This window comes from Pedococcus sp. P2_E2, assembly GCF_056403955.1.
Genome location: NZ_JBFUEM010000004.1, coordinates 1 through 25,912, shown reverse-complemented (window position 1 = coordinate 25,912; position 25,912 = coordinate 1). Strand labels below are relative to the sequence as shown.

Here is a 25,912-nt window from a genome sequence, read left to right as displayed (position 1 = left end):
AGGCCGCCGTCCGGGGGGATGGGGGTCGTGGAGGTCAGGCCTACGCAGGGCGCAGCAGGACCACGGCGGAGAAGGGGACGAGTCGGCGCCCCGTGACGTTCTCGGCACGCCTCGGCAGGTCCGCGGCGTGTTCGCTCAGCTCGAGCACGTCCAGGCCGACCGCGTCGATCGTACCGGCGACGACGGCGCCCGTGAGGTCCGTCAGGAGCACGACCGAACGGTCCCGGCTCAGCCCGCGCAGGGCGTAACCCAACCCGAACCTGCGCCCAGTGGCAGTCCCTGCGACGCGCGCCGACAGCCCGGCCACCGCCGTCACGGCCGCGAACGGGATGAGCGCCGGACCAGCGGACGGCCCCGCCTGTGGCACGCTCGCCTCGGCCGCGAGCAGGAGCCACCCGTTGCCCACATCGCTGACGCGACCCCGCGCGACGGCGCCGCTGCGCAGCGACACCGTCACCGGGTCGGCCCCCGCCGCTGCCAGCCGCTCGTAGAGGCCCACCGACGCGCGCTCGCGCCGGGTCCGGTCGGCCACCTCGGCGTCCAGCTCTCGCCTGGACTCTGCCTCCCACTGGGCAGCCAGATCCGCGAACAGGGCGTCCCAACGCATTGTGTGTCCCCCTCGTGCCTGTTCTCGCCGCTGTTCCCCTGGGACTCGCCCGAGGGCGAGACCCGGGTGCCGACCGACTCTAGCGCGGCACCCCCTTGCCATCTGCAAGTGCACTTAGTTATGGTTCAACCAACGCAAACGCAGGTAAACGCACTCCCGGGGGGATCATGAGCCGCGGTATCCGCATCGCACTGGGCACGATGACAGCACTGGGGGTGCTCGGATTCGTCGACGTCCTGCTGTTCCTCTCCGTCGGCGCGCAATGGCGGGTCGTGGTCGCACCGGGGCCTGCCAGCCTCCCCGAGGCACTGACGCTCGTGGTCCTGACGGCGGCGACAGTACTGGGCGCCTGGCTGGCCGTCAGCACTGGCGCCGCGGTGCTGGCGCACCTGCCGGGCAAGCTCGGCGACGCAGCCGACCGGTGCGCCGCCGCCTGGGCGCCGGCCGTCTCCCGACGGCTCGCCGCCGCGGTCGTGGGCGCTGTCGTGGGAGCCTCCCTGACGCCGGTGGCCGCCATCGCTGATGGCTCGACTGCACCGCACGCAGCCCGGGCCACCCTGGCCCCCGCCTTCACGGCCACCTCCTCAGCTCATTCGACCACCCCGGCCCCGGCCCCGGCTCCGGCTCGAGCCGTGGCCACCTCCCCCGCTCCGGCGCCGGGGTGGACTCCCTCTCGGCCCCTCCAGCGACCCCAACCCGCCTTGAGCCTGGTGACGGGAAGCGTCGACTCGCACCCGGCGGCTGAAGTCGTCGTCCACCGCGGCGACACGTTGTGGGACATCGTCCGCCGCCAGCTCGGGCCGAACGCCTCCGACGCGGAGGTCGCGGACGCGTGGCCGGCTTGGCACCACGCCAACCGCACGGTGATCGGCGACGACCCCGACCTGATCCTGCCGGGCCAGATCCTGCGGCCCCCGAACCCGGCCGCAGCCTCAGCCAGCGAGCAGTCCGGAGCCGGGCGATGACCGGGGCGACCAGCACAACGGCAGGTCGACCACCTGTCGGGCGACTCACGCCCCTGCGCATCGTGCCGGCGCCGCGCACCCGACCGCCAGTGCTGTCCGAGACCGAGTCGTGGGTGCCCGACGACCTGGGGTCGCACAGCTACGTCCAGGACGCCCTGGCGATCGACTTCGACAGCCTGACCGACGACCAGCTCTTCGGGGAGCGACCCACCCGCCGGGACGACCTGCCCGATCCCCGCGAGTGGGCCGGCCACATCGCCCAGGGGCTCGTGGAAGTCATGGCCGGGGCCCGCCCCGCACCACAGGTGCTCCGCTGGACGACCCCCGAGGTGTATGCCGCAGTGGCCCGGCGCGCCGCCGTCTCGGCTCGGCGCGGGGCTGCGTCGACGCGACGCACCGTCGTGCGCGGGGTGAGGGTCTGCGAGCCTGCGGACGGGGTCGCCGAGGCGAGCGCCGTCGTGGTGGACGGCGGCCGGGTGCGTGCGCTGGCGTTCCGGCTCGTCGGCCTCGACGGTCGGTGGCGGGTCGAGGCCCTCCAGGTCGGCTGACGCGCACCACCGACTTCTGGCCGATCGTCCGCTTCCCGAGCGCCCGCGAGCCCGACACCCGATCTCGGTGGCCAGGGGTGCCGGGCCTCGCGATCAGCGTCGCGTCAGGACTTCCCGTGGCACATCTTGAACTTCTTGCCCGAACCGCAGGGGCACGGGCCGTTGCGGGAGACACCCTTGAGCTGCTCCGCGGTGAGCGTGTCGCCGACCGAGCCCACCGCTCGGTGCTCGACGTCACCGGTCTCGCTGGGCGCGGAGTACTGCAGCTGTTGCGGGCGACGCTCAGGCTGCTCGAGGCCCTTGGCCCGGAACGTCGGGTGCTTGTCGACCGCATGGTCGACCGCACCGACGGTTGAGCCCACGCGCTCCACGCTGTCCGCGGTTTCCCCATCGGACGAGGCACCGTCGGACGAGGCACTGGCGCGGGTGCCGGCAGCCGTCGTGGCGGGCGGGGCCGTGTCGTCCTGCGGCGCAGCCGAGGACAGCCCCGAACCCGCCAGCATCTCGGAGACGCTGACCGGCTGGACCGCCGGCGCCTCGGCCTGCGGCTGGTCCACGTCGACCTGCACGTTGAACAGGTAGCCGACCGACTCCTCCTTGATCGACTCGTTCATCGCCTCGAACAGCTGGAAGCCCTCGCGCTGGTACTCGACCAGCGGGTCGCGCTGGGCCATCGCCCTCAGGCCGATGCCCTCCTGGAGGTAGTCCATCTCGTAGAGGTGCTCGCGCCACTTGCGGTCGAGCACGGACAGGACGACTCGTCGCTCCACCTCACGCATGACCTCCTCGCCGAGCTGCGCCTCGCGCTCGTCGTAGGCGTGGTGGGCGTCGGAGGTGATGACCTCGCGCAGGCTGTCGGGGGTCAGCGAGCCGTCCGCCGCCTCGATGACGTCCTGTGGCGTCACCGACACCGGGTAGAGGGTCTTGAGCGCGGTCCACAGGCGGTCGAGGTCCCAGTCGTCGGCGAAGCCTTCGGCCGTCTCGGCATCGACGTACCCACCGACGACGTCGTTGATGAAGTGGCGGATCTGCTCGTGCAGGTCCTCGCCCTCGAGCACGCGGCGCCGCTCGTCGTAGATGACGGTGCGCTGGCGGTTGAGGACGTCGTCGTACTTGAGGACGTTCTTGCGGATCTCGAAGTTGCGGCCCTCGACCTGGCCCTGCGCGCTCTGGATCGAGCGGCTGACCATCTTGGACTCGATCGGGACGTCGTCCTCCATCTTGGCCGTGGTCATGAACCGGTCGACCATGGCGGCGTTGAACAGGCGCATGAGGTCGTCCTGCAGGGACAGGTAGAACCGCGACTCGCCGGGGTCGCCCTGGCGGCCGGAGCGACCACGGAGCTGGTTGTCGATGCGACGCGACTCGTGACGCTCGGTGCCGAGGACGTAGAGCCCACCGAGGCCGGTGACCTCGTCGTGCTCGGCCTTGACGGCCTCCTCGGCCTTGGCCAGTGCCTCGTCCCAGGCGGCTTCGTACTCCTCCGGCGTCTCGACCGGGTCGAGCCCCTGCTGCTTGAGGGTGGCGACCGCCATGAACTCGGGGTTGCCGCCGAGCATGATGTCGGTGCCTCGACCGGCCATGTTGGTGGCGACGGTGACGGCGCCCTTGCGGCCGGCCTGGGCCACGATGGCGGCCTCGCGCTCGTGCTGCTTGGCGTTGAGCACCTCGTGGGGGACGCCCTTGCGGCGCAGCTGATCGGAGAGGTACTCGCTCTTCTCGACCGAGACGGTACCCACGAGCACCGGCTGCCCCTCGGCATACCGCTCGGCGATGTCGCCCACGACGGCCGAGAACTTGGCCTCCTCGGTGCGGTAGACGAGGTCGGCCTGGTCCTTGCGGACCATCGGGCGGTTGGTCGGGATCGGGACGACACCCAGCTTGTAGATCGAGTTGAGCTCGGCGGCCTCGGTCTGGGCGGTGCCGGTCATGCCCGAGAGGGTGTCGTACATGCGGAAGTAGTTCTGCAGGGTGATCGTGGCGAGCGTCTGGTTCTCGTTCTGGATCTCGACGCCCTCCTTCGCCTCGATCGCCTGGTGCATCCCCTCGTTGTAGCGACGCCCGGCGAGCATGCGGCCGGTGTGCTCGTCGACGATGAGGATCTCGCCGTTCATGTTGACGTAGTCCTTGTCCCGCTTGAACAGCTCCTTGGCCTTGATGGCGTTGTTGAGGTAGCCGATGAGCGGGGTGTTGACGGACTCGTAGAGGTTGTCGATGCCGAGGTAGTCCTCGACCTTGGCGATGCCGGCCTCGAGGACCCCGACGGTCTTCTTCTTCTCGTCGACCTCGTAGTCGCCCTCGCCGGACTCGAGCTCGCCACGGGTCAGCCGCTGGGCGATCTTGGAGAACTCCGTGTACCACTTGGTCGCCGCGTCGGCCGGGCCGCTGATGATGAGCGGCGTGCGGGCCTCGTCGATGAGGATCGAGTCGACCTCGTCGACGATCGCGAAGTTGTGGCCGCGCTGCACGAGCTCGTCGACCGACCAGGCCATGTTGTCGCGCAGGTAGTCGAAGCCGAACTCGTTGTTGGTGCCGTAGGTGATGTCCTTGGCGTACTCGACGCGACGCTCCTCCGGCGTCATCGACGCGAGGATGACGCCGGTCTCCAGCCCCAGCATGCGGTGCACGCGGCCCATCAGCTCGGACTGGTACTCGGCGAGGTAGTCGTTGACCGTGACGACGTGCACGCCCTTGCCCTCGAGGGCGTTGAGGTAGGACGGCAGGGTGGCGACCAGGGTCTTGCCCTCACCGGTCTTCATCTCCGCGACGTTGCCGAGGTGGAGCGCGGCGCCACCCATCAGCTGCACGTCGAAGTGGCGCTTGCCGAGGGTGCGCTTGGACGCCTCACGGACCGCGGCGAAGGCCTCGGGCAGCAGGTCGTCGAGCGTCTCGCCATCGGCGAGGCGCTTGCGGAAGACGTCGGTCTCCGCCCGCAGCTCGGCATCGGTGAGGGCGGCGAAGTCCTCCTCGATCGAGTTCACCTGGGCGGCGATCCCGTGGAGCTTCTTGAGGATGCGGCCCTCACCGGCACGCAGCAGCTTTTCGACGATCTTGGACACGCAATATCTCCTGAAGTTTCGCAGCCGTGGACATCCGGGTGGCAACGGCCCGACCTAGGCTAGTCGAGTCGACGCGACGACGTGGACGCGCGGGCTGGGGAACGCTCCCCAGGGCCGAACGTGCCGGGCCCCTCCGCGGTTCCGACCGGCCCGCTAGGGCGCCACGAGGTCCTGGTAGTCGGGGTGGCGGGCGATCCAGGCGGAGATGAACGGGCAGAGCGCCACGACGTCGTGCTCCGCCCTGGCGCGGACGTCGTCGAGCGCTCCCTTCGCCAGCGCCGCGCCGACGCCCTCCCCGGCGAACGCGTCGTCCACCTCGGTGTGGGTGAAGACGATGTGGTCGCGCTTGAACCGGTAGGCCGCAAAGCCCGCGAGCACGCCGTCGATGTGGGCTTCGTAGCGGTGCTTGGAGGGGTTGTCCGTGATCACGGCGTCCGTCATGGCCCCAGCCAAGCACGACTGTCAACGCTGGTCGTGAGTGGTCCCGCCGGCTGCATGACCGGGCTGGTGGCGCGCTCCCGTCGGCGGAACTACGCCATTGGACCCTTGCCGCGGCGTGGGCCAGTGACCAGCATGAGCCCACACACCTGACGCAGGGAGGCCAACGATGTCCATCCACCCGTCCCGTCCCGCTCTCCGGGCTGTCGCCTGGGCGGCAACGGCAGCGCTCGCGAGCGCGCTCGCAGCCTTCGTGGCGACCCCGGCCGTGGCCGCTCCCCCGGATGCGGCCCCGGGCCGGCCGTTGACCGTGATGACACGGAACCTCTACCTCGGTGGGGACATCAACCGGCCCCTGGTGGCCACGGCAGGCAAGACGGGGGCCGCGGCCCTGGTGGCCTTCGGCAACTCCAACGACGAGCTGCGCGCCGTGGTCGACCAGACCAGCTTCCCCGTGCGCAGCAAGCTGTTGGCCGCCGAGATCGCCTCGCAGCGCCCGGACGTGGTGGGCCTGCAGGAGGTGGCCCTGTGGCGCAGCGGACCCCTGGAGCTCGGGGCCATCGGCACCGCGAACGCGAGCAACCCCGACTACGACTTCCTGGCGACGTTCACCAGCGACCTCGCGGCGACGGGCGCGCAGTACCGCGTGGCCAACGTGCAGCAGGAGTCCGACGTGGAGGGCCCCGCCTTCAGGGGCAGCCCGTTCAACGGCACGATGACCAACGCACGCGACGTCCGGCTGACCATGCGTGACGCGATGCTCGTGCGGGTCGACCCCGGCCTGACCGTGCAGGCCAGCGGAGGTGGGCAGTACGTCACCCGCCTCTCGGTCAGCGTCGGCGGAGTGCCGTTCGTGTTCATCCGCGGCTACAACTGGGCAGACGTGCGGTCGGGGTCGACCGTGGTGCGCGTCGTCAACACCCACCTCGAGTCGGCCAGCTCCGACATCGCGTTGGGGCAGGCCCACGAGCTCCTGGCCGGTCCGGCCGCGCCCTCGAACAAGCCGACCGTGGTGGTCTGCGACTGCAACTCCGACCCGCTCGACCACAGCGTCAAGCGCACCGACCCGCTCGGCACGCCCCACTCGGGCCCGTACGACTTCGTCGTGGCCAACGGGTTCACCGACGAGTGGCTGCGCTGGCGGCCGGGCAGCTGCCCGGTGGACGCCCGGGACGACGGCTGCACCTCGGGACTGTCCGAGGGTGTCACCGACGCTACCGCGGCCGGCTTCGACCACCGGATCGACATGGTGTTCGCCCGGACCGCGGCGGGTGGTTCGGCGGTGGACCGCGGCACCGTCACCGGCAACGAGGTGCGCGACCGTGACGCGGCCACCGGCCTGTGGCCCTCCGACCACGCCGGTGTCGTCCTGCGGCTGCGCGGGCTGCACTGACGGCTCCAGCCGGCTCGCGTCGAGAGGGTGGCAAACCGTCGCCTCCCCCCAGGGAAGGATCGGTTTGCCACCCTCTCGCGGCGCGTCAGGTGAGGTGGACGGTGGTCTTCGTCTCGGCGGACTCGAGGCAGGCCGCGGCAACGCGCACCGTGTTGACGCCCTCGTCCAGGGTCACGATGTTGTGGCTCTTGCCGAGCACCGCATCGCGGAAGCTCTCGTGCTCGACCCGGAGGGGCTCGGGCTTGGCGATGGCGTAGCGGATCACGTCACCCTCGGACACACCTCGGAAGTTGGCAATCGCATCCCACGACACCTGCGGGTTCTCTCCGTTGGCGTAGAACGTGAGGTCGGCGGCGAGGGTGTCCGCGACGAAGGTCCCTCGCTCGCCGGTGATGATCGTGACCCGTTCCTTGAGGGGTGACAGCCAGTTCACCAGGTGGTTCGCGACCGTGCCGTCCGACAGCTGGGCGAGCACGGCCACGAGGTCCTCGTGCTGGCCGCCGCTCTGGTGCGCGGTGCGCGCCGACACCGAGACGTACTCGCGCTGCGTCACCCAGGCGGTCAGGTCGATGTCGTGGCTGCCCAGGTCCTGCACCACCCCCACGTCCACGATGCGCGTCGGAAACGGCCCCTGGCGCCGGGTGGCGATCTGGTAGACGTCTCCGAGCTCTCCGGCCTCAAGCCTGGCCCGCGCCTGCTGCAGGGCCGGGTTGTAGCGCTCGATGTGCCCGACTGCACCGATCAGACCAGCCTCCCTGAAGGCCGCGGCGATGCGCATGGCAGACGGCACGTCCTCGGCGAGCGGCTTCTCGATGAGTGCGTGCACGCCGGCAGCCGCGAGCCTCACGCCGATCTCCTCGTGGAAGGACGTGGGCACCGCGACGACGCAGTAGTCCAGGCGTTCGGTCAGCAGGCGTTCGATGTCCGTGAGGACCGACAGGTCGCCGGCGGCCGAGTACTGGTCTCCGCCGTGGTCCAGGACCGCGACCAGCTCGACGCCGTCAAGGCTCCGGAGCACGCGGGCGTGGTGGCGGCCCATCATCCCGAGCCCGATGAGCCCTGCGCGGAGGTCGGCCATGTCAGGCGCCCGCCCTGGCCAGGGTATTGACGCCTGTGACGATCCGCTCCAGGTCGTCCGGTGAGAGCGCGGGGTGCACCGGCAGGGACAGGCACTCGCGCGCCGCGGCGTCCGTGTGGGGAAGATCCGATCCGCCGCGAAAAGGTGCAAGGCGATGGGTCGGCACCGGATAGAAGGCGCCACTCCCGACTGCGTACTCCTCACGCAGGGCCGCCGCGAACCCATCGCGGTCCTCAGGAATACGGACGGTGTACTGGTGGTAGACGTGCACCGCCCCCGAAGCGCGCGCCGGGGTGACCACACCTTCCAGGTGCTCCGTGAGGTACGACGCATGATGTTGTCGCTGCTCGGTCCACGCGGCGACCTTCCGCAGCTGCACGCGCCCGATGGCCGCATGGATGTCGGTCATCCGGGCGTTGAACCCCACGATCTCGTTGCGGTAGGGCATTTCCATTCCCTGGTTTCGATAGAGGCGCAGCCGGCGCTCCACGGTCGGTGAGGCAACCGAGACCATGCCTCCCTCGCCGGACGTCATGTTCTTCGTCGGGTAGAGGGAGAACACGGCCATCTCGCCGAACGCCCCGACCGGCCGTCCGTGGAGGGACGCGCCGTGAGCTTGGGCGGCGTCCTCGAAGATCGACACACCATGGCGATCGGCAACCTCCAGCAGTTCGGCCATCGGCGCGGGGTGGCCGTAGAGGTGGACGGGCATGATGCCCTTGGTCCGCCCGGTGATGAGGTGCTCGACGGCCTCGGGATCCAGACAGAAGTCGTCCGGTCGGATGTCCGCGAAGACGGGGGTCGCACCGGTGAGGGCGACGGCATTGGCAGTGGCGGCGAACGTGAAGGACGGGACGATCACCTCGTCTCCTGCCGTGACCCCGGCTGCCAGCAGTCCGAGGTGCAGCCCGGACGTGCCCGAGTTGACCGCGACACAGGCCCGGTGGAGCTGGAAGTGCTCGGAGAACTCGCGTTCGAACGCTGCCACCTCAGGGCCTTGGGCGAGCATCCCACTGCGCATGACCCGCTCGACTGCCTCACACTCTTCGTCGCCGATGGCCGGCCGGGCCACGGGGATGAACTCATTCATCAGGCTGACGCTCCCTCAGCATCCCCTCGGACTCGGTGAAGCGTTCACCGGTCTGCGGACAGACCCACTCGCCACCGCCCTCCTCCACCAGCGGAACGCCTCCTCGTCCCACCCAGCGCACGCGCTGAGCGGGGGTCCCGGCGACGAGCGCGAAGTCGGGCACGTCCCGCGTCACCACGGCGCCGGCCGCCACGACCGCCCACCGCCCCACGACGAGGGGGGCGACGCAGACGGCCCCCGCACCGACGGAGGCGCCGGTTCGGCAGAGCACCCCGACCGGCTGCCAGTCAGCAGCCACCTTGATGGAACCATCCGGGTTGACGGCCCGCGGATACCGGTCGTTGGTCAAGGTGGCCGCCGGCCCGATGAAGACGCCGTCCTCGAGGACAGCCGGCTCGTAGACCAACGCGAAGTTCTGCACCTTGCAGTTCGAGCCCAGGCTGACCCCAGGTCCGATGTAGGCCCCTCGACCGATGATGCAACCGCTGCCCAGCGTCGCACCCTCGCGCACTTGGGCGAGGTCCCAGACCGAGGTCGAGTCACCGATGCGAGCCGTGTCGGCCACATCGGCGGAATCGGCGATCCGGGTGGTCATCCTTGCCCCTTCCACTGCAGCCGATTTCGAGACCATGGGCCATCCGGAGGCGGAGGCTTCCCGCGGCACGGTAGCAAGGCTGAGGAGGTCGCGCGGAGGATGCGGACCCGGCTCCTACCTTCGGTTGACTCGTCCGGCTCGCCCCGACCGGGGCCGCTGCGCGCGCAGCGTCGCGCGGGTCAGGCGATGGCGGCGACCTCGGCGTCCTCACCCTCGGAGCTCCACGAGCCGCGCTCCGGCGACTTCCCGATGGCCAGGCAGGCCAGCGCCGCGAACAGGCAGAGGCCGCCGGCCGTGAGCCAGGCCGTGAAGTAGTCGCCGGTGCTCTGCCGCACCCAGCCGGCGTAGCTCGCCGCGACGCCGGCCCCGACCATGTGTGCGGCGAAGACCCAGCCGAACACGACGCCCGAGCGCGCGACGCCGAAGTGCCTGCGACACAAGGAGATCGTCGGCGGGACCGTGGCCACCCAGTCGAGGCCGTAGAAGACGATGAAGATGAACAGGTTGGGGTGGATGTCCGGACCCAGCAGGGCGGGGACGAACAGCAGCGCCAGCCCCCGGAAGCCGTAGTAGCCGCACAGCAGCAGCCGCGGGTCGACCTTGTCCGTGAGCCAGCCGGACGCGATGGTGCCGACGAGGTCGAAGACCCCGACGAGGGCGAGCAGGCTGGCAGCCGTCGTCTGTGGCATGCCGTGGTCGTGGGCGGCGGGGATGAAGTGGGTGCCGATCAGACCGTTGGTCGACCAGCCACAGATCCAGAAGGTGCCGAACAGGATCCAGAAGGTCCGTGACCGCACGCTGGCCCTCAGGGTGCGGATGGCGAGGGCCGCCGGTCCGACGTGTGCCCCGGTATGCCGCGTGGCCGGCTCGTCGAGCACGTCGCCCGGCTGCGCGCCCACCGGGCGCAGGCCGAGGTCGGCAGGCCTGTCACGGACGACGAACACCACCAAGGGCACGAGGAGGAGCGCGGCGCCGGTGACCACGAGCGCGGCATACCGCCAGCCGGGACCGGCTGCGAGCGCCGCGATGCCCGGTAGGAAGACCAGCTGTCCGGCTGCCCCCGCCGCGGAGAAGATGCCGGTCACCAGCCCCCGCCGCGACTCGACGAACCACCGGTTCGCCACGACGGCACCCAGGACCAGCGCCATCGCACCGGCACCGACCCCGACGAAGACACCCCACAGCAGCCACAGCTGCCACGGCGCGGTCATCACCGTCGTGAGACCGCTGCCGACTGCGACCAGGACCAGCGCGAGGCTGACGACCCGGCGCAGGCCGAACCGCTCCATGAGCGCCGCCGCGAAGGGTGCGGTGAGGCCGTAGATCACCAGGTTCGCGGTGACCGCCCCCGAGGTGGTGGCGCGAGACCATCCGAACTCGGACTCGAGGGGCTCGAGGAGAGCGCCGGTCGAGGAGCGGAACCCTGCCGCGGCCACGAGGGCTCCCAGGATCACGGCGGCCACCCACCAGGCGCGGTGCACCTGCGGACGTCGGGGTGCTGTCGTGGCCTCAGTCGCGGCAGGAATCGTCACCGCCGCAGGATATCTGCCAGAAGGTTCCCGTGGACACCGCTTTCCGGACAACCGTCCGCCGGATCCCGCCAGCGTCGGCCCTTGGCGAGAGCCCCCGCGTCAGGCGACGCGGGCCAGCCCGAGCCAGCCGGCCATCAGGGCGAGCTCGTCGTCGAGGGCGGGACGCGCCTCCGGCGGCGCCCCCGGCTCCCAGTGCACCGCCTGCAGCCGCAGCACTCCGTCGGCGCGGTCTGCCTTCAGGTCGCACCGCGCGACGAGCTCTTCGCCGAACAGGAACGGCAGCACGTAGTAGCCGTGCACCCGCATCGGCGCCGGCACGTAGATCTCGAGGCGGAAGTCCATCCCGAAGATCGCCGCCGTGCGATCGCGCTGCCAGATCAGCGAGTCGAACGGGCTGAGCAACGCCTGGGCACTCACCGTGCGGGGGCGACGCGCCTTCACGTGCAGGTAGGCCGGTCGCTTCCACCCCTCGATGGTCGCCGGAACGAGCGTCCCCTCCGCGACGAGCGCATCCAGAGCCGGGCGGGACTGGTGCGGTTTGAGCCGGAAGTAGTCCCTCAGGCACTGCTCGGTGCCGACGCCGTGGGCGCGGGCGGCGATCAGCATCAGCTCCTTGAAGGCGACGTCGTGCGGCGGTCGGCCTGCCGGGTCCGCGGCCGCTGCCGCGAGGTGGCCGGGCAGCACGCGGTCGACGGCGGCATACCGTCGCTCGAACTGGCTGGTCCGGCCCGCGGAGCTGACCTGTCCCGCCCAGAAGAGGTGCTCGAGGGCGCTCTTGACCAACGACCAGTTCCAGCCCCACTCGTCGCGCTGGCGCGGCAGGTCGTGCTCGAGGGCTGCCTCCAGCTGGCGTGAGGTGAGCGGTCCGCGAGCCGTGACCTCGGCGAGCACGGCCGCGACCAGCTCGGGGTGCTCCCGGGCCACCCGCTGCATGCCACCCCACGCGTCGTGCAGCACGCGCTGCATGCGGAAGTCGAGCAACGGCCACGTCGAGGGCGGGATGAGGCTGGCCTCGTGGGCCCAGTACTCGACGAGCCGTCGGGGCGACCGGTCGCGCGCCCGGTCGAGGAGCGCGGTGTCATAGGGACCCAGCCGCGAGAAGAAGGGCAGGTACTGGCTGCGCGTGAGGACGTTGACGCTGTCGATCTGGACGATCTGCACCCGGTCGATGACCTTCTGCACGTGACGCATCGTGGCCGCCCCCGGGGCGGGCCTGGGGTCGGTGAATCCCTGTGCTGCCAAGGCGATCCGGCGCGCCTGGGCGCGCGTCAGCCGCAGGGACGGAGGTGTCGTCACAGCACGTGCGCCGCTGGTCACTCGCCGGGTTCGAGGAGGTTCTCGCGGACGGCATACATAGCCGCCTCCATGCGCGAGTGGAGCTGGAGCTTCTCGAGGATGTTGCGCACGTGGTTCTTCACGGTGTTCTCGGAGATGAACAGCTGGTGCGCGATCTCCTTGTTGGCCATCCCCCGCGCCACGAGCCGCAGGACCTCGAGCTCGCGGTCGGTGAGCCGAGGCGCCCCGACCCCGGTGGGTCGCTCCCCCTGGCGCTTGCTCATCTGGGCGAACTCCGCGAGCAGCTTGGAGGCCATCGAGGGCGAGATGAGCGAGTCGCCGTTGTAGACCGCGCGCACCCCGTCGGCGATCTCCTCGCCCGGGACGTCCTTCAGGAGGTAGCCGTTGGCTCCTGCCTTGACCGCTTCGTAGAGGTCGGACTCCTCGTCGGACATCGTCAGCATGATGATCTTGGTCGACGGCACGAGCGCCTTGATGGTCTGGCAGGCCTGGATGCCCGAGGTGTGCGGCATCCGGACGTCCATGAGGACGACGTCGGGCAGCAGCTCGACGGTGCGGTCCACCGCTTCCTTGCCGTCGCCGGCCTCGCCGACGATCTCGATGTCGTGGTCCTGCGAGACGACCATCTGCAGGCCACGGCGGTAGAGGACGTGGTCATCGGCGATGACGACCCTGATCGGGTCCGCCCCGCTCGTCACACCACCATTCCCATTCGTCACGAGCCACATACTGTCATGACGGTGCCACGACGCCGGGCGAAAGCCGCGAGGGCTCGCCCGGCGTCGTCGAGCGTGGGAATCAGGAAACCTTGCGGGCGACACCCTCGTCGTCGGTGACGTCGAGGTGGATGACGCCGTAGGACCAACCCCTGCGGCGGTAAACGACGCTCGGCTGGTCGGTCTCCTCGTCGTGGTAGAGGTAGAAGTCGTGCCCGACGAGCTCCATCTCGCGGACCGCCTGGTCCAGTGCCATCGGCACGGTCGCGTGGATCTTCTCGCGGATCTCCACGGGCGAGTTGCCCTGGGCGCCGAAGGGGTCCCCTTCACCACCGACCTCGTGGACGTGGTCCTCGCCCCCGCCCTGCGCCGGCTCCTGGATCCGCGCCGTGGCGGCGGACACCGACTCGGGCGCGTGCCTCCCGCGGTGCACGCGCTTGCGGTCCTGGGCCCGCCTCAGCCGTTCCATCAGCTTGTCCAGCGCCACGTCGAGCGCTGCGTACTTGTCGTCAAGACATGCCTCGGCCCGCACGATCGGGCCCTTCACGTGACAGGTGATCTCGACCCGTTCGCAGGCCTTGGCCTGGCGCTTGTTCGACTCGTGGCTCACGATCACGTCGACGCGCTGCACGCGCGGCGCGAGCTGTGGGATCTTGGCCAGCTTTTCGTCGAGGTGGTCACGGAATCGGTCTGAGACCTGCATGTGGCGTCCGGTGACGACAATCTCCACGGTGTCCTCCATGGTTTTCGGCGGGAGTTCGAATCGGGCGGCGTGGCCCGGGTTCAGCCGCGGCACCACCCACGCTCTGACGACACGAGGGGAAGCAACCCGGTGGTCGCCCACGTCGGGGACTCGGACGTCGGCGGTGCGGGCTCCGCTCCCTGCCAGAGGGCGCCCGTCGGACCGCGTCCGAGGCGCCCTGTTTGCGTGACGTGCACGGGGGCCAGGGGGGCCATACGTCGAACTTAGACCACGCCGGGCGATTGCGACACAGGGATTGGCTGAGCCTTTACCGGGWGTTGGTGGTGCGCTGGCTGGGCGTCGGGTTCCGCCGCTGGGTGGCACAGATCGTCGCGGCGACGACCGTCGCCGCGCCGGCCGAGCGCAGCGCCCGGGCCGCCTCGACAAGCGTCGCTCCCGTGGTGAGCACGTCGTCGACCACGACGCACACGGCACCCTCGACCACCTGCGCCCAGTGCCGCCGCACGGCCATGGAGCGCTCGAGGTTGACCGCCCTCTCGCGCGCGCCGAGCCCGGCCTGGTCGGCGACCCGGCGCCGGAGTCGCAGCGCCGGGGCCACGACGGCCTCGTCGGCGGCGAAGCCACTGACCGCGTGGGCGGCCACGGACACCAGTGGCGCGTCGCCCCGAGCGCGTACGGAGGTCCGGGACGAGGGGACGGGCACGACCAGGAGTGGACCGTTGTGGCGCACCAGGACCTCGACCCCTGACCGGCAGGCGCTGACAGCGGCATCGAGGGCCCGGCCGAGGAGCTCCCCGAGCAACAGCCCGCAGTCGCGCCGACCGTCGTCCTTGTAGGCCGTCACGACTGCGGCGAGCGGCCCACCGTACGGACCACTCGCTGAGACAGGCGGGAAGCCGGAGGGGCAGGGGTCCGGATGGACCTGTCGCGGGCCCCCGAACCAGAGGCTCCGCTCGAGCGCTTCCAGGCACCCGCGGCATACAGCGTCGTCAGGCTGGCCGCAGGCCGCGCAGCTGACCGGCAGGGCCAGGTCCGTGAGGGCCCTCATCGCCCCAGGCACAGGGGTGGGCGGCGCCATGTCCCCCATCGTGGCGGCGCGGTGTGTTGGCGTCGATTCGGAGGCAGAAGCCTGTGGACACGACTAGTCTGGGCCTTGGCCTGTGGACAACTGCTGGGTGCCGGGGACGCGAGACGGGAGGCGGGTATGCGGTGGTTGCCCCATCTCGCCGTCTCCACCCGGATTCGCATCGGCATCGCGCTCGTGGCTGCCATGTTCGCGTCGGTCAGCAACGACATCCTCGGAGGCCTTCCCTGGATCCTCCTGACCGTCACGCTCGACCTCGCGGCCTCGGCCCTGCCTGTGCTCAGTCCCAAGGACACTGCCACCCGCCGCATCCAGATGACCGGGCTGCTCGTCGCTGGTGCCGTGGTGGCCGGGCTCGCGATGGGTTACACCGGGCCCTGGTCGAAGATCCTGATCCTCGTCCCCGCGTTCCACGCTGGGCTGCGACTGGGTCGGCGGGGCGCCCTGGAGATCTCGGCCGTCGGCCTGGCCTCCGGCCTCGCGACCGCGTGGTGGCTGGCCCGGCTGGACCTGGCCGAGGGCCAGGCCATCCTGCTCGCTGCCATGGTCGCCCTCGTCTTCGGGCTGCTGGGAGCCTGGTCGCACCGGATGGAGGGCGTGGCGCTACCCGTCGACCCGAACGTCGCGGCTGAGGCCAGCCTGCTGCTGCGGCGCCTGCACGAGCTCGCCGACACCCTCGACACCGGCTTCGACGCCCCCGGTTCGGCCGAGATGGCCCTCCAGGACCTCAGCAACCAGATGCGCGCGGCACGCAGCGCCATCCTGGTGGGCTACGGCGACGACCCCGCCGTGCCGCTCGCGATCCGTGGGGCGGACCGCACCCCCTGGCCCGACCCGATGGAACGGGACTCGGTCCTCGCACCGGCGTGGCACCAGGGCGTGCCCACCCTCGCGCAGTGGAAGGACGACCTGGTGGCCCGCTCGGTCATCGTCGTCCCGCTCCACGACGGCGACGGCCACCGGCTCGGGCTGATGGTCGCGGACCGGCCCCTGGTCACGCCCTTCACGGAGGAGGACCTCGCCGCGGCGGGCGCGGTTGCCAGCCGGCACGCGGCCAACATCGACCTCTCCGTGCTGTTCGCCGGGTTGCGCGAGCGCGCCGGCCTGGAGGAGCGCGAGCGCCTCGCGCGCGAGATGCACGACGGGATCGCCCAGGAGATGGTGGCGCTCGGCTTCGGCATCGACGCGGTGCGTCGCAACGCGCGCGCCCAGGGGTCGCCCCTGGCCGAGGAGCTGGACGCGCTCCGAGTCGATGTGTCCCGCGTGCTGGCCGACCTGCGACTGCACATCGGCGACCTGCGGATCGCGGTGCGTCCCGACACCGGACTGGGCGCGATGATCGGTGCCCGACTCCAGAACTTCGGCTCGTCGTCAGGAGTCACGACGCGAATGCACCTGAGCGAGACCGGTTTCCGCCTGCCAGCGCACACCGAGGTGCTCATCTACCGACTCTTCCTGCGGATGCTGGCCGATGCCCGGCACTCCCTCAACGCGCAGACCGTCGAGGTGCGCCTCAACGTCGCGGCACCCAGGGTGGAGCTCTGGATGTCGCACGACGGCACGACCTCACTGACCGAACGCGACTTCGCCGACCACCCCCTCAACGGCCTGGGTGGCGAGATCTCCGTCGAGCCCTATGCGGGAGACGGAGTCTCCCTCCGCATGCGCATGCGGGCCCGCGGCGCAGCCCCTTCCGCCACGCTGTCCAACGAAAGGATCCCCCAGCCCTCATGACCATCAACGTCGTGGTGATCGATGACCACACCCTGGTCCGCGAAGCCGTCTGCAGGATGATCGACAGCGAGCCGGACCTGTCCGTGGTCGGGCAGGCCGGTGGCATCGCCGAAGGCCGCACCGTGCTGGCCCAGAGCCTGATCCACGTCCTCGTCGTGGACGTGTCCATGCCCGACGGCTCCGGCCTGGTCATGGCCAGGGCGGCGCGCGAGGCGTCCCCACGACTGGGCATCGTCGTCCTGACGATGCACAACGACGACGAGACGCTGCTCGAGGCCCTCGACCTCGGTGCGTCGGCCCTGGTCCTGAAGTCCGCCCCGTCGGACGAGGTCATCGCCGCAGTCCGTCGCGCCGCCGTGGCACCGGACGCCTTCATGGCGACCGGCCTGGCCGAAGCCCTGCGTCGTCGCGACTCCAGTGACAAGCCGCGGCTGACGCCCCGCGAGGCCGAGGTGCTGGACCGGCTGGTCGCCGGCGACTCGATCGCCGCCGTGGCCAAGAAGCTCTACATGAGCGAGTCGACGGTCAAGACGCACGTGTCGAAGGTCTACGAGAAGCTGGGCGCCCACAACCGTGCCTCGGCCGTGATGTCGGCCCTGCGCCTGGGACTGGTCAAGTCCGAGTCGATCGGCCGCGGCGGCCGCTGAGCCGAGTCACCTCACACGACAGGCGGCACCGCTGAGCAGTCTCAGCAATGCCGCCTGTTGGCGTGTCGGAAGGCGAGCGCCTGCCTCAGAACTTCCCGGCGAACGCGTCCATCATGCGCATGATGCCGGGGCCGATGACCACGATCATGAGGGCCGGGAAGATGCAGAAGAGCATGGGGAAGAGGATCTTGACGGGCACCTTCTGGGCCTTCTCCTCGGCCAGCTGACGTCGGATCAGGCGCATCTGCACCGACTGCTCGCGCAACACCGAGGCGATCGGCAGACCCAACCGGTCGGCCTGCACGAGCGACGTGATGAAGGTCTTCACCTCCGGCACCGACGTGCGTTGGGCAAGGGAGCTGAACGCATCGCCACGTGACTTGCCGATCTGGATCTCGGACAGGACGCGGGCGAACTCGCCGGCGACCGGACCCTCGGCCGAGCGAGCGACCTGGAGCAGGGCCGCGTCGAAGCCTTGACCCGCTTCGACGCACACCGTGAGCATGTCCAGCGCGTTGGCCAGGCCCATCCGCAGCTCGTTCTGGCGCTTCAAGCCCATGTTGTAGACCAGGATGTCGGGGAGGAAGAACATGAAGGCGCCGCCACCTGCGGCGAACCCGAGGCCTCGCAGGGTCAGGTGTCCGATGGCCAGGCCGAGCAGCGCGCCGATGAAGAGCCCGAGCCCCTTGGCGCCCATGATGCGCTCGGGGGTCCACGCTGGGGGGTTGCCTGCGAGGTCGAGGCGACGGTGGATCCGGTCGGTCGTGCCCGACGGAGACAGTCGCTGAGCCAGCCGGCGCGTCTGGGCCAGCATGGGCAGCGCCAGCCGCTCCATGGCAGGCAGCTCCTCGCGGGCCACCTCGTGCGGGTCGAGCTGACGTTCGATGATGGCGAGCGATCGCGCGACACCGGTGGTCTGGCCGCTCCCCAGGGAAAAGGCGAGCACCAGGGTCATGAGGGCCATGAAGACGGCTCCAACTCCAATGATGAGCAGCATCCTCAGACCTCCACGTCCACGACTTTTTTCATCCAGAAGACGCCGATCGCCATGGCGGTCAGCCCCACTGCCGACATGGCCCAGCCCATCGGCTTCGTCCAGAGCAGGGACACGTACAGGTAGTTGACCTTGAGCATGTAGAAGAAGAGGCCGATGGGAAGACCGATCAGGATGTATGCCGACAAGCGGCCTTCCGCCGACAGCGCCCGGACGTGCCGCTTGAGCTCTTCGCGCTCCCTGAGGGTCTTGGCCGTCGTCCTGAGCGTCTCGGCGAGGTTTCCGCCGACCTGACGCTGGATGTTGATGGCCAGGGCGGTCCAGCGCATGTTCTCGCTGTCCATCCGCTCGCCCACCCGCTCGAGCGCGTCGCTGATCTCCGAGCCGATGCGCGTCTCCGCGAGCGCCCTGGAGAACTCCTTGGCCGACGGCTCGGAGGCGTCCTTGGCGATGGCATCGACCGCCTGGGCCAGGGAGAACCCGGTGCCCAGGCTGCTCGCTGCCAGCATCAGCAGGTCGGGGAGCTGGTTCTCGAACTTCTTCGCCCGACGCTTGGCCAGGAAGCGCAACACGAAAGCCGGCAGGAAGTACCCCACGACGAAGCCGAGGACGATCGCCAGGATGGTCGCGATGGTGCCCCCACGGAAGAGGATCACCGAGCCACTGATGGCCACCACCAGGGCGACCAGCCGCAGGACCCACCACTCCCCTGCCCTCAGCGGCAGGTCTGCGCGGGTGATCAGCGACATGGTCTTCGTGGTCGAGTCACGACCCTCCATGACGCGCTCGCCCAGGCTCACCAGACCCTCGGACAGTGCACTGGGGGACGCCTTGGCGGCGGTGGCGGACATGACGGTCGGCCCCGCGACGTACTGCTCGATGCCGGCGACCCGGCTGCGCCGACCGCCGGTCGGGGTCCTCATGACGAACGCCATCGCCAGGCCGATGATGCCGACGAAGATCGCGACCAACCCCGCCATCAGCAGCGGCGAGAGGCCACCGGGACCGGAGAACTTCGGGGCAGCGGCCTGAGCGGCAGGAGCGGCATCGGAGGTGGGGGTCTGCTGCACGACCGGTGCAGGTGCCCCGAAGTCGAGGGCAGCGTTGGCTGTGAAGGGCTTGCCGTCGGCGACTCCGGTCAGGACGAGGTCCTGCTTCGCGCTGGCGATGCCCTTGCCGTCCACGGTGAAGTTCACCTGGGAGTCCAGCGCCTTCGCGGCAGCGTCGAAGGCAGCACGCACCGCCGCGGCATTGCCCGCGGCGGCCACCGTTCCGCCACCTGCGGACGCGAAACCGGCGAGGACGGTGTTGTCGCTCTCCCCCGTCTTGAAGCCGACGACTTCGGCGCGCACTCCGCTGGCCCGCAGGGCTGCCGTCGCGGACGCCTTGGTCGCCTTGGAGCTGGCGGTGTCGCCACCATCACTGAGCAGGATGATGCTGCGGTCGGCGTAGGGCCCCATGGCGCGGGCCGCGATCGCCACGGCGTCGTAGAGCGTCGTCTCGCCGCGTGAGCGGAGGGCATTGACGGACTTCTGGACCGTCGCGCGGTTGAGGGTCGGCGCGACGTCGACACCTGCGGTGCCGGCGAACGACACCAGCCCGACGGCGACATCCTTGGGCGCCTCGGCGAGGAAGGCACTCACCGCCGAACGAACGGTCTCCATCCCGGTCTCACCCATGGACCCGCTGGTGTCGACGACCAGCATCGTCGCCCGCTTGGTGGCGGCGACCGGCACCACGGTGATCGGCACCTCACGTCCCGCGAGCGTGGCCTTGAGACTCGCGGCCTCGATCGAGCCGGTGCCCTTGGCGCCACGCACGGTGAGCACCCCGGAGACCGTCATTCCGGTGACCTTGGTCGAGCTGACCGACGCCGGGTTGTCCTGGGCCGCACCGGCGGACGTCGCCGTGACGGTCAGGCCCACGAGGGCCACCGCCGCGATGCCCAACGTCACCGTCGGACGGATGTTGATGCGCACCTACATGCCCCTCACGAAGATGTCCGCCGCCAGGGTGATGCCCTGGTCCACGAGGTCCTGGGTGAACTTGGGACGGAGTCCGGTGCTGACCAGCGAGCCCCGGAACCGGCCCTGTTCGTCCCGTCCCGCGCTGTAGTCGAAGGTGAACAGGTCCTGCATGGTGATGACGTCGGTCTCCATGCCGGCAACCTCGGTGATGGCGACGATCCGGCGGGATCCGTCCTTCATACGAGCCTGCTGGATGATCAGGTCCACGGCGCCGGCAACCTGCTCGCGGATGGCACGCACCGGCAGGTCGACGCCCGCCATGAGCACCATGGTCTCCAGTCGGGAGAGGCTGTCGCGCGGGGTGTTGGCGTGAACGGTCGTGATGGAACCATCGTGACCGGTGTTCATGGCCTGGAGCATGTCCAGCGCGGCGCCGTCACGGACCTCACCGACGACGATGCGGTCAGGACGCATACGCAGGGAGTTCTTGACGAGCTCGCGGATGGCGATCTCGCCGCGACCCTCGACGTTGGACGGTCGCGCCTCCAGCCGCAGGACGTGGTCCTGCTTCAGCTGCAGCTCGGCGGCGTCCTCGATCGTGATGATCCGCTCGTCGTCGGGGATGAACGAGGAGATCACGTTGAGCAGCGTCGTCTTGCCCGAGCCGGTACCTCCCGAGATCACGATGTTCCGGCGACCCTTGACGCAGGCGATCAGGAAGTCGCGCACCCGAGGGGTGAACGTCCCGAACGCGATCAGGTCCTTGTCCGTGAACGGGTCCGTGGAGAACTTTCGGATCGTCAGCATCGCGCCGTCGATGGCGATCGGCGAGATCACGGCGTTGACACGGGAGCCGTCAGGCAGTCGGGCGTCGACCAGTGGGCTGGCCTCGTCCACGCGTCGGCCGACGCGAGCGACGATCTTGTCGATCGTGCGGCGCAGGTGCGCCTCGCTGCTGAAGTGGGCCTCGACGGGGTAGAGCTTGCCAGCCCGCTCGACGTAGATCCGGTCAGGTCCGTTGACCATGATCTCGGTGATCTCGCTGTCGCGGAGCAGTGGCTCCAGGGGACCGTGACCCAGGATCTCGTCGGCCACCTCCTGCGCGATGCGGGTGCGGTCTGCCAGCGAGAGCGGGGTCTCCTCGGAGTCCATCACCTCCTGCAGGGTGTGGCGGACCTTGCTCTCGAGCTCGCTCTGGTCCAGGTGCGGGTCGTAGAGCTGGGGCCCCAGGGAGTCGAGCAGGGCCTGGTGCACGCTGGCCTTGACTGCTGCGAACGGGTCAGCGATGCGGAGCTTCTCGCCGTGGGCTGCCGGTGCGTTGTGCGAAGCCGCGGCGCTCTGCTGCTGCTGGCCGCGACGGACACTCTCCAGCCGGTCGGCGAGGCTCATCGCTTACCTCCACGTGAAAGGGACCAGCGCTCGTTGCGGCGCTTGGGCTGCCCGGCGCCGCCTTCGTCCGACAGCACGCCGGCTCCGTCCCGCTGGCGCAGGTACTCGTCGGCCAGGTGGCGGAACGCGACGCTGACGGGGTGCTTGGGGTCGTCGAGGACGATGGCCACGCCACGGTTGACCGACGCCGGCACCGCGGTGCTGCTGGGCACGCTCACGGCAATCTCCTGCTTGATGGCGGTGACGACGTCTTCCGCCCGCAGGCCGACCTTGGCGTCCGAGCGGTTGAGCACGACCAGTCGCGAGTCCTTCGGGTTGCCCAGGAGGTCGAGCGTGTCGAGGGTGAGGCGCAGGTTCTTGACCGCCGGGATGTCCAGGGTCGCGATCAGCACCAGCAGGTCGCTGTTGTCGAACGCGGCCAGGACGTGCTCGGTGAAGGCCGGTGGCGTGTCGATCACGACGTAGTCGTAGGCGCGACGCGCGACGCGCAGCGCCTCGGCGATCAGGGTGCCGGGCACCCTGTCGGCGTCGCTGGGCTCGGCCGGCGCGCACGCGGCATCGAGGCCGGACTCGTGGTGCGTCACGATCGACCTCAGGCCCGCCTCGTCCAGGTGGCCGGCCATGCTGATCAGGTCGGAGATGGAGTTCTGCGGGAGCATCTGGAGGCTGATCCCGACGTCGCCGAAGGCAAGGTCGAGATCCACCACGAGCACCTTGGCCCCCGTGGACGCGAGGTAGGCGCCGAGGTTGGTCGAGAAGGTGGTCTTGCCGACCCCACCCTTGGCCGAGAAGACGGTGATGATCCGACCCTCGCGGGTTGCGTCGGTGCTGTAGCCCGTGACCTTCTGCGACAAGTCCCGACTGCGCCGGGCTGCATCGGCAAGGCCGGTGAGGTCGTCAGCTGCGAGGACCTCCCGGACGCCGGCGCGCAGCGCCTGGGCGAGAACCGTCACGTCCACCCGGCGACGGAGCAGGATCACCCCGAGGTCCGGACGCTCGACCCGGCACTGCTCGGCGAGGTCGCAGGCAGCCGGCATGTCGACCTCTGGGCCGATGACGATCAGGCGGTCATCGGGGTGGTCCAGCATGGCGCGGTTGACGGCGGCAGCGTTCTCGACGCGGACCAGGTTCCCGCCGACGGCAAAGCCGAGCCGGTCCGGCGCCGTGGGGTCGGTGTCCCAGAGGATCGTCATCGCAGGGCGCCGGAGAGGTCGAAGAGGTTGAGGTCGGTGACGATCTTGAGGCCGTCCATCTTGAGGTCGCTGCCGCGGAGGGCGGCGTAGAGGTTGCCGTTGTTGATCCCGTGGATCAGCCTGGCCGCCTCGGCCGGCGTCACACCCACGGTGACGAGGAAGCTCGGGGCCGTCGACTCTGCGGTGCCCTTGTCGGTTGCCGAGTCCTGCTTGGCGTTGCCCGGGTTGAGGGCCGTCTGCCCCATGCCGATGACGAGGACATCGGGGAGCAGCAGGCTGGTTCCCTGGACGTCGGCCTCGTTGAGGGCCTTGGACTTGGAGTCGTCGCCGATCGCCTTGATCTTGTAGGAGGTGAAGATGGCGATGTGGGTGCCGGGCGTGACGAACGTGCCGACGCGAGCCGGGTCGCTGAGCTCGACGGAGACGGCCACCTTCCCGGCCGGCACCTCGATGGCCTTCTCGCCCACGGGGGTCACACCGAAGCGGGCGGAGGTGATGAACTCACCGGCCTGGATGTCGCTGAGGGCGATCAACGGGCTGTTCGCGTCGGTCACCTGGCTGAGGGCTCCTGCCGGCGCGCCCTTGGCAGCCACGGTGGTCTGCTCGATCAGTCCCTCGCGGTTGGCGTCCTTCAACGTCGTGCCCGCAGGAACGACCTTCTTGGCGTAGTAGACCAGCGTTGGCTGCTGGGCCGAGACCGCCCTGGCGTCGGCGCCACGCACGTACAGCATGACGGAGACGACCCCGACGAGGGCCACGACTGCGGCGACGATGATGGCGAGGAACCTGCGTCCCATGATGAGGGCCTGTCTTTCGTTTCGATCGTTGGGTGTTCAGCCGAGAAGGCGTGGGGTGTCCAGCCGGGGAGGCGTGGTGTGGTCAGCCGAGGAGGCTGATCGTCTTGGGGCCGGCGTTGCCACCGGACGGGTCCGGAGTGCCGCCAGGGAGAAGGGGCGCAACGTACCAGCCCCACAGGCAGCCCTGGCTGTCCTTGGTGCAGCCGACCGTGACGTTGCCGCTCGAGTCCGTGATGACCGGGTCGTAGCCGTTGAAGAGCTTGTTGGCCGCGTTGCCCTCGAAGTCCACGCCGGCCAGGTAGAAGCCGGCGATGCCCGCGAGCGTGTACGTGGTGCCCTGGCCGGTACCCGAGCTCGACTGGGCGATCGGGATGTAGACGATCGAACCCACCTTGAGGGGCAGGATGTCAGCGCACCCCTGGCTGGAGGACACGCCGCCAGTCCCTCCGATGACTCCGTTCAGACCCTCCGCGACACACGTGCTGTTCGAGTCGCCCGCCTGGTCGAGCCACCCGAAGTTACCGGGGGTGTACTGGCCCGGCCCGGACTTGCCGCAGTTCGCTGAGCCGGCTGTGGGGTCGGTCATGATCTGGATCGTGGCCACCTGGGCGGAGTCGACGACGCTCGGGATCTTGGGCAGTGGGTTGGCGCCCAGGCTGGCGGCCGGGGTGTACGGCGGCAACGGAGGGAACGACGTGCCGCCGCTCGTCGCGGCCTGCCAGGCACAGAGCGACTGGATGATGGGGATGACCTTCAGCGGGTCGTACCCTGCCGTGAATCCCACCTGGGAGCAGGCCTGCACCTCGACACCGCTCGACTGGCCACTCAGCGCCTTGGCGAAGGAGTAGGGCAGGATCGTGCCACCGCCGACCTCACGGGTGCGGGTGTAGGCACGCACCCACTTCGCGGGCATGGTGGCGGGAGCGACGCAGTCGGTGAGCGACGTCGTCAGCGCGGGACAGGTGGGCAGGCCCGTTGCTGTGCCGCAGATGGCCGGGTTGCCGTCAGCACGGGAGATCGAGGTCGTGCCGTCCATGGCGTTGCCGTTGGCCAGGTTCTGGCGCTTGGTGGCGTCACCGGCGAGGCAGCTGGCCAGCTTGGCACAGTCGATGGCCACCGAAAGTGCCACTGCATCTGCGCCGTTCTGGAGCTGTTGCCGCTCGCTCTTCATGTGACCGAGGTCGACCGTCAGGGCGGCACAGCCGAGCAGGACACCGGTCCCGAACAGGACGACGACGATGATGGCGACGGCGCCGCGTTCGCGGCGCGCACTCAACCAGCGTGGGGTGTGTCGCATCCTCAGCCTCCGCATCTCATCTGGGCCGTCTCGGTGTAGTCCTTGCCTGCGCCGCCCTGCCACAAGATGCCGCTGAAGTGGAACGTCACGGCTACTGCCGCGTAGTCGTTGGCATTGGGACACATCGTGACGACGGCGGTCATGTTGCCGGCCATCGGGTTGGCCCCAGCGAGCTCGGCCCGGGACTTGGCCTGGGCACTCGTGTAGTTCGGGGCGAGGGCGGCGAGCCGCACACCCTCGCGGGCACCCTGCTGCGCGGCGATGATGCCGCTGAAGATGCGGGAGAAGTCGATGATTCCGAAAACGAGCGCGATGAGGACGGGGAGCACGATGGCCATTTCCACCGCAGCCGCTCCCCGCTCTCGACCTCGCTTGACGTTGTGCATGGTTGTCACAACCACCAGTTGACCGAGGTGAACAGGGCCAACACCTTGTCGCCGGTCAGGGCGACGGTTGCCACGATGACGGCGGCAATGAGGGCCATCAGCAAGCCGTACTCGACGGCGGTTGCGCCACGCTCCACGAAATGCTGACGGCTGATCCTCATCACGTCGACTTCCTCAGACTGCGGTGTTGACGGTTGTGAACGCGTCGTTGATCTTGCCACCGAGGGTGGCGACGACAGCGACGATGACGGCCGCGATCAAGGCGACCAGGAGGCCGTACTCGACGGCCGTGGCACCACGCTCAGACGTGCGGGCGTGGAAGATGGTGGTGTGGAGCTTTGCGAGCTGCTTGGTCATTTTTCATCCCCTGACTTGATTGACGCCTCGATGGACTGCGAGTGGCC

The 25,912-nt window shown here is 69.8% G+C and carries 25 protein-coding genes and 1 pseudogene; 5 read left to right on the top strand and 21 right to left on the bottom strand.

The genetic code is table 11. The features are described from left to right. Positions 1-40: 40 nt before the first annotated feature. Complete coding sequence (locus AC1DWR_RS09910; RefSeq protein ID WP_477624344.1) at positions 41-607, bottom strand: hypothetical protein; 567 nt, start codon at positions 605-607, stop codon at positions 41-43. A gap of 167 nt (positions 608-774) precedes the next feature. Here AC1DWR_RS09910 and AC1DWR_RS09905 point away from each other — a divergent pair, with 167 nt between their 5' ends. Together AC1DWR_RS09905 and AC1DWR_RS09900 are read left to right on the top strand one after the other, a co-directional pair. Beyond that, entirely contained in the window at positions 775-1,572 is a 798-nt protein-coding gene (locus AC1DWR_RS09905; protein WP_477624343.1) for a LysM peptidoglycan-binding domain-containing protein, read from the top strand. Beyond that, positions 1,569-2,120: an Rv3235 family protein gene (locus tag AC1DWR_RS09900; RefSeq protein ID WP_477624342.1), complete on the top strand. Its 552-nt coding sequence runs from the start codon at positions 1,569-1,571 to the stop codon at positions 2,118-2,120. Before AC1DWR_RS09905 ends, AC1DWR_RS09900 begins: the two co-directional genes overlap by 4 nt. Before the next feature lie 104 nt (positions 2,121-2,224). On the opposite strand, the gene AC1DWR_RS09895 is transcribed toward AC1DWR_RS09900, so the two are convergent. The 3 genes and pseudogenes from AC1DWR_RS09895 to AC1DWR_RS09885 form a co-directional block, all read right to left on the bottom strand. Then, complete coding sequence (locus tag AC1DWR_RS09895; RefSeq protein ID WP_477624416.1) at positions 2,225-2,623, bottom strand: SEC-C metal-binding domain-containing protein; 399 nt, start codon at positions 2,621-2,623, stop codon at positions 2,225-2,227. A 68-nt stretch (positions 2,624-2,691) separates the two neighbouring features. Beyond that, a pseudogene (gene secA, locus AC1DWR_RS09890) lies at positions 2,692-5,179 on the bottom strand (preprotein translocase subunit SecA); the annotation flags it as partial. Positions 5,180-5,332: 153 nt separating this feature from the next. Next, entirely contained in the window at positions 5,333-5,620 is a 288-nt protein-coding gene (locus AC1DWR_RS09885; RefSeq protein WP_477615033.1) for a GNAT family N-acetyltransferase, read from the bottom strand. 166 nt (positions 5,621-5,786) lie between these two features. Between AC1DWR_RS09885 and AC1DWR_RS09880 the strand changes: the two genes are divergently transcribed. Further along, complete coding sequence (locus AC1DWR_RS09880) at positions 5,787-7,010, top strand: endonuclease/exonuclease/phosphatase family protein (protein WP_477624341.1); 1,224 nt, start codon at positions 5,787-5,789, stop codon at positions 7,008-7,010. An 85-nt stretch (positions 7,011-7,095) separates the two neighbouring features. Here the strand turns inward: AC1DWR_RS09880 and AC1DWR_RS09875 are convergent, their stop codons facing one another. From AC1DWR_RS09875 to AC1DWR_RS09840, 8 genes are all read right to left on the bottom strand, one after another. Continuing rightward, positions 7,096-8,088, bottom strand: a complete 993-nt coding sequence (locus tag AC1DWR_RS09875) for a Gfo/Idh/MocA family protein (RefSeq protein ID WP_477624340.1) — start codon at positions 8,086-8,088, stop codon at positions 7,096-7,098. 1 nt (position 8,089) lies between these two features. Next, entirely contained in the window at positions 8,090-9,178 is a 1,089-nt protein-coding gene (locus AC1DWR_RS09870; protein WP_477624339.1) for a DegT/DnrJ/EryC1/StrS family aminotransferase, read from the bottom strand. Further along, entirely contained in the window at positions 9,171-9,773 is a 603-nt protein-coding gene (locus AC1DWR_RS09865) for an acyltransferase (protein ID WP_477615029.1), read from the bottom strand. Before AC1DWR_RS09865 ends, AC1DWR_RS09870 begins: the two co-directional genes overlap by 8 nt. Positions 9,774-9,952: 179 nt before the next feature. Continuing rightward, positions 9,953-11,305, bottom strand: coding sequence for an MFS transporter (locus AC1DWR_RS09860; RefSeq protein ID WP_477624338.1), 1,353 nt, complete (start codon positions 11,303-11,305; stop codon positions 9,953-9,955). Positions 11,306-11,404: 99 nt separating this feature from the next. Further along, entirely contained in the window at positions 11,405-12,601 is a 1,197-nt protein-coding gene (locus AC1DWR_RS09855; RefSeq protein WP_477624337.1) for a winged helix-turn-helix domain-containing protein, read from the bottom strand. 17 nt (positions 12,602-12,618) lie between these two features. Further along, on the bottom strand, positions 12,619-13,320 hold the full coding sequence (locus tag AC1DWR_RS09850) for a response regulator (RefSeq protein ID WP_477624336.1): 702 nt from the start codon (positions 13,318-13,320) through the stop codon (positions 12,619-12,621). A 79-nt stretch (positions 13,321-13,399) separates the two neighbouring features. Continuing rightward, entirely contained in the window at positions 13,400-14,047 is a 648-nt protein-coding gene (gene hpf, locus AC1DWR_RS09845) for a ribosome hibernation-promoting factor, HPF/YfiA family (protein WP_477615025.1), read from the bottom strand. A 280-nt stretch (positions 14,048-14,327) separates the two neighbouring features. After that, the gene (locus tag AC1DWR_RS09840; RefSeq protein WP_477624335.1) at positions 14,328-15,098 is read right to left on the bottom strand and encodes a ComF family protein; all 771 of its coding nucleotides are present in this window, start codon (positions 15,096-15,098) and stop codon (positions 14,328-14,330) included. A gap of 126 nt (positions 15,099-15,224) precedes the next feature. On the opposite strand from AC1DWR_RS09840, the gene AC1DWR_RS09835 reads away from it, so the two are divergent. Both AC1DWR_RS09835 and AC1DWR_RS09830 read left to right on the top strand, forming a co-directional pair. Then, the gene (locus AC1DWR_RS09835) at positions 15,225-16,838 is read left to right on the top strand and encodes a sensor histidine kinase (protein ID WP_477615023.1); all 1,614 of its coding nucleotides are present in this window, start codon (positions 15,225-15,227) and stop codon (positions 16,836-16,838) included. Then, a complete protein-coding gene (locus AC1DWR_RS09830) occupies positions 16,835-17,485 on the top strand; it encodes a response regulator transcription factor (protein ID WP_477615022.1) in 651 nt (216 codons plus the stop codon). The genes AC1DWR_RS09835 and AC1DWR_RS09830 overlap by 4 nt, the downstream gene beginning before the upstream one ends. An 85-nt stretch (positions 17,486-17,570) precedes the next feature. On the opposite strand, the gene AC1DWR_RS09825 is transcribed toward AC1DWR_RS09830, so the two are convergent. From AC1DWR_RS09825 to AC1DWR_RS09785, 9 genes are all read right to left on the bottom strand, one after another. Then, positions 17,571-18,482 (bottom strand): type II secretion system F family protein, encoded by a 912-nt coding sequence (locus AC1DWR_RS09825; RefSeq protein WP_477615021.1) that lies wholly within the window; start codon positions 18,480-18,482, stop codon positions 17,571-17,573. Positions 18,483-18,484: 2 nt separating this feature from the next. Then, a complete protein-coding gene (locus AC1DWR_RS09820) occupies positions 18,485-20,458 on the bottom strand; it encodes a type II secretion system F family protein (RefSeq protein ID WP_477624334.1) in 1,974 nt (657 codons plus the stop codon). Continuing rightward, entirely contained in the window at positions 20,459-21,835 is a 1,377-nt protein-coding gene (locus tag AC1DWR_RS09815; RefSeq protein WP_477615019.1) for a CpaF family protein, read from the bottom strand. It abuts the gene before it with no gap. Continuing rightward, complete coding sequence (locus AC1DWR_RS09810) at positions 21,832-23,028, bottom strand: CpaE/TadZ family protein (RefSeq protein WP_477615018.1); 1,197 nt, start codon at positions 23,026-23,028, stop codon at positions 21,832-21,834. Before AC1DWR_RS09810 ends, AC1DWR_RS09815 begins: the two co-directional genes overlap by 4 nt. Next, entirely contained in the window at positions 23,025-23,825 is an 801-nt protein-coding gene (cpaB, locus tag AC1DWR_RS09805) for a Flp pilus assembly protein CpaB (protein WP_477615017.1), read from the bottom strand. Before cpaB ends, AC1DWR_RS09810 begins: the two co-directional genes overlap by 4 nt. Before the next feature lie 82 nt (positions 23,826-23,907). Next, positions 23,908-25,122, bottom strand: coding sequence for a pilus assembly protein TadG-related protein (locus AC1DWR_RS09800; RefSeq protein ID WP_477615016.1), 1,215 nt, complete (start codon positions 25,120-25,122; stop codon positions 23,908-23,910). A 2-nt stretch (positions 25,123-25,124) separates the two neighbouring features. Further along, entirely contained in the window at positions 25,125-25,508 is a 384-nt protein-coding gene (locus tag AC1DWR_RS09795; protein ID WP_477615307.1) for a TadE/TadG family type IV pilus assembly protein, read from the bottom strand. Positions 25,509-25,513: 5 nt separating this feature from the next. Further along, on the bottom strand, positions 25,514-25,669 hold the full coding sequence (locus AC1DWR_RS09790) for a Flp family type IVb pilin (protein ID WP_477615015.1): 156 nt from the start codon (positions 25,667-25,669) through the stop codon (positions 25,514-25,516). A 13-nt stretch (positions 25,670-25,682) separates the two neighbouring features. Beyond that, positions 25,683-25,865, bottom strand: coding sequence for a Flp family type IVb pilin (locus AC1DWR_RS09785; protein WP_477624333.1), 183 nt, complete (start codon positions 25,863-25,865; stop codon positions 25,683-25,685). Positions 25,866-25,912 lie beyond the last annotated feature (47 nt).

Bases quoted from the DNA above. Each gene is read 5' to 3' on its own strand.
- AC1DWR_RS09785 (WP_477624333.1), bottom strand. From the start codon at position 25,865: ATGACCAAGCAGCTCGCAAAGCTCCACACCACCATCTTCCACGCCCGC.
- AC1DWR_RS09900 (WP_477624342.1), top strand. From the start codon at position 1,569: ATGACCGGGGCGACCAGCACAACGGCAGGTCGACCACCTGTCGGGCGA.
- AC1DWR_RS09905 (WP_477624343.1), top strand. From the start codon at position 775: ATGAGCCGCGGTATCCGCATCGCACTGGGCACGATGACAGCACTGGGG.
- AC1DWR_RS09835 (WP_477615023.1), top strand. From the start codon at position 15,225: ATGCGGTGGTTGCCCCATCTCGCCGTCTCCACCCGGATTCGCATCGGC.
- AC1DWR_RS09870 (WP_477624339.1), bottom strand. From the start codon at position 9,178: ATGAATGAGTTCATCCCCGTGGCCCGGCCGGCCATCGGCGACGAAGAG.
- AC1DWR_RS09830 (WP_477615022.1), top strand. From the start codon at position 16,835: ATGACCATCAACGTCGTGGTGATCGATGACCACACCCTGGTCCGCGAA.
- AC1DWR_RS09910 (WP_477624344.1), bottom strand. From the start codon at position 607: ATGCGTTGGGACGCCCTGTTCGCGGATCTGGCTGCCCAGTGGGAGGCA.
- AC1DWR_RS09880 (WP_477624341.1), top strand. From the start codon at position 5,787: ATGTCCATCCACCCGTCCCGTCCCGCTCTCCGGGCTGTCGCCTGGGCG.
- AC1DWR_RS09865 (WP_477615029.1), bottom strand. From the start codon at position 9,773: ATGACCACCCGGATCGCCGATTCCGCCGATGTGGCCGACACGGCTCGC.
- AC1DWR_RS09875 (WP_477624340.1), bottom strand. From the start codon at position 8,088: ATGGCCGACCTCCGCGCAGGGCTCATCGGGCTCGGGATGATGGGCCGC.
- AC1DWR_RS09885 (WP_477615033.1), bottom strand. From the start codon at position 5,620: ATGACGGACGCCGTGATCACGGACAACCCCTCCAAGCACCGCTACGAA.
- AC1DWR_RS09825 (WP_477615021.1), bottom strand. From the start codon at position 18,482: ATGCTGCTCATCATTGGAGTTGGAGCCGTCTTCATGGCCCTCATGACC.
- AC1DWR_RS09815 (WP_477615019.1), bottom strand. From the start codon at position 21,835: ATGAGCCTCGCCGACCGGCTGGAGAGTGTCCGTCGCGGCCAGCAGCAG.
- AC1DWR_RS09895 (WP_477624416.1), bottom strand. From the start codon at position 2,623: ATGCTGGCGGGTTCGGGGCTGTCCTCGGCTGCGCCGCAGGACGACACG.
- AC1DWR_RS09800 (WP_477615016.1), bottom strand. From the start codon at position 25,122: ATGCGACACACCCCACGCTGGTTGAGTGCGCGCCGCGAACGCGGCGCC.
- AC1DWR_RS09790 (WP_477615015.1), bottom strand. From the start codon at position 25,669: ATGAGGATCAGCCGTCAGCATTTCGTGGAGCGTGGCGCAACCGCCGTC.
- AC1DWR_RS09810 (WP_477615018.1), bottom strand. From the start codon at position 23,028: ATGACGATCCTCTGGGACACCGACCCCACGGCGCCGGACCGGCTCGGC.
- AC1DWR_RS09795 (WP_477615307.1), bottom strand. From the start codon at position 25,508: ATGCACAACGTCAAGCGAGGTCGAGAGCGGGGAGCGGCTGCGGTGGAA.
- cpaB (WP_477615017.1), bottom strand. From the start codon at position 23,825: ATGGGACGCAGGTTCCTCGCCATCATCGTCGCCGCAGTCGTGGCCCTC.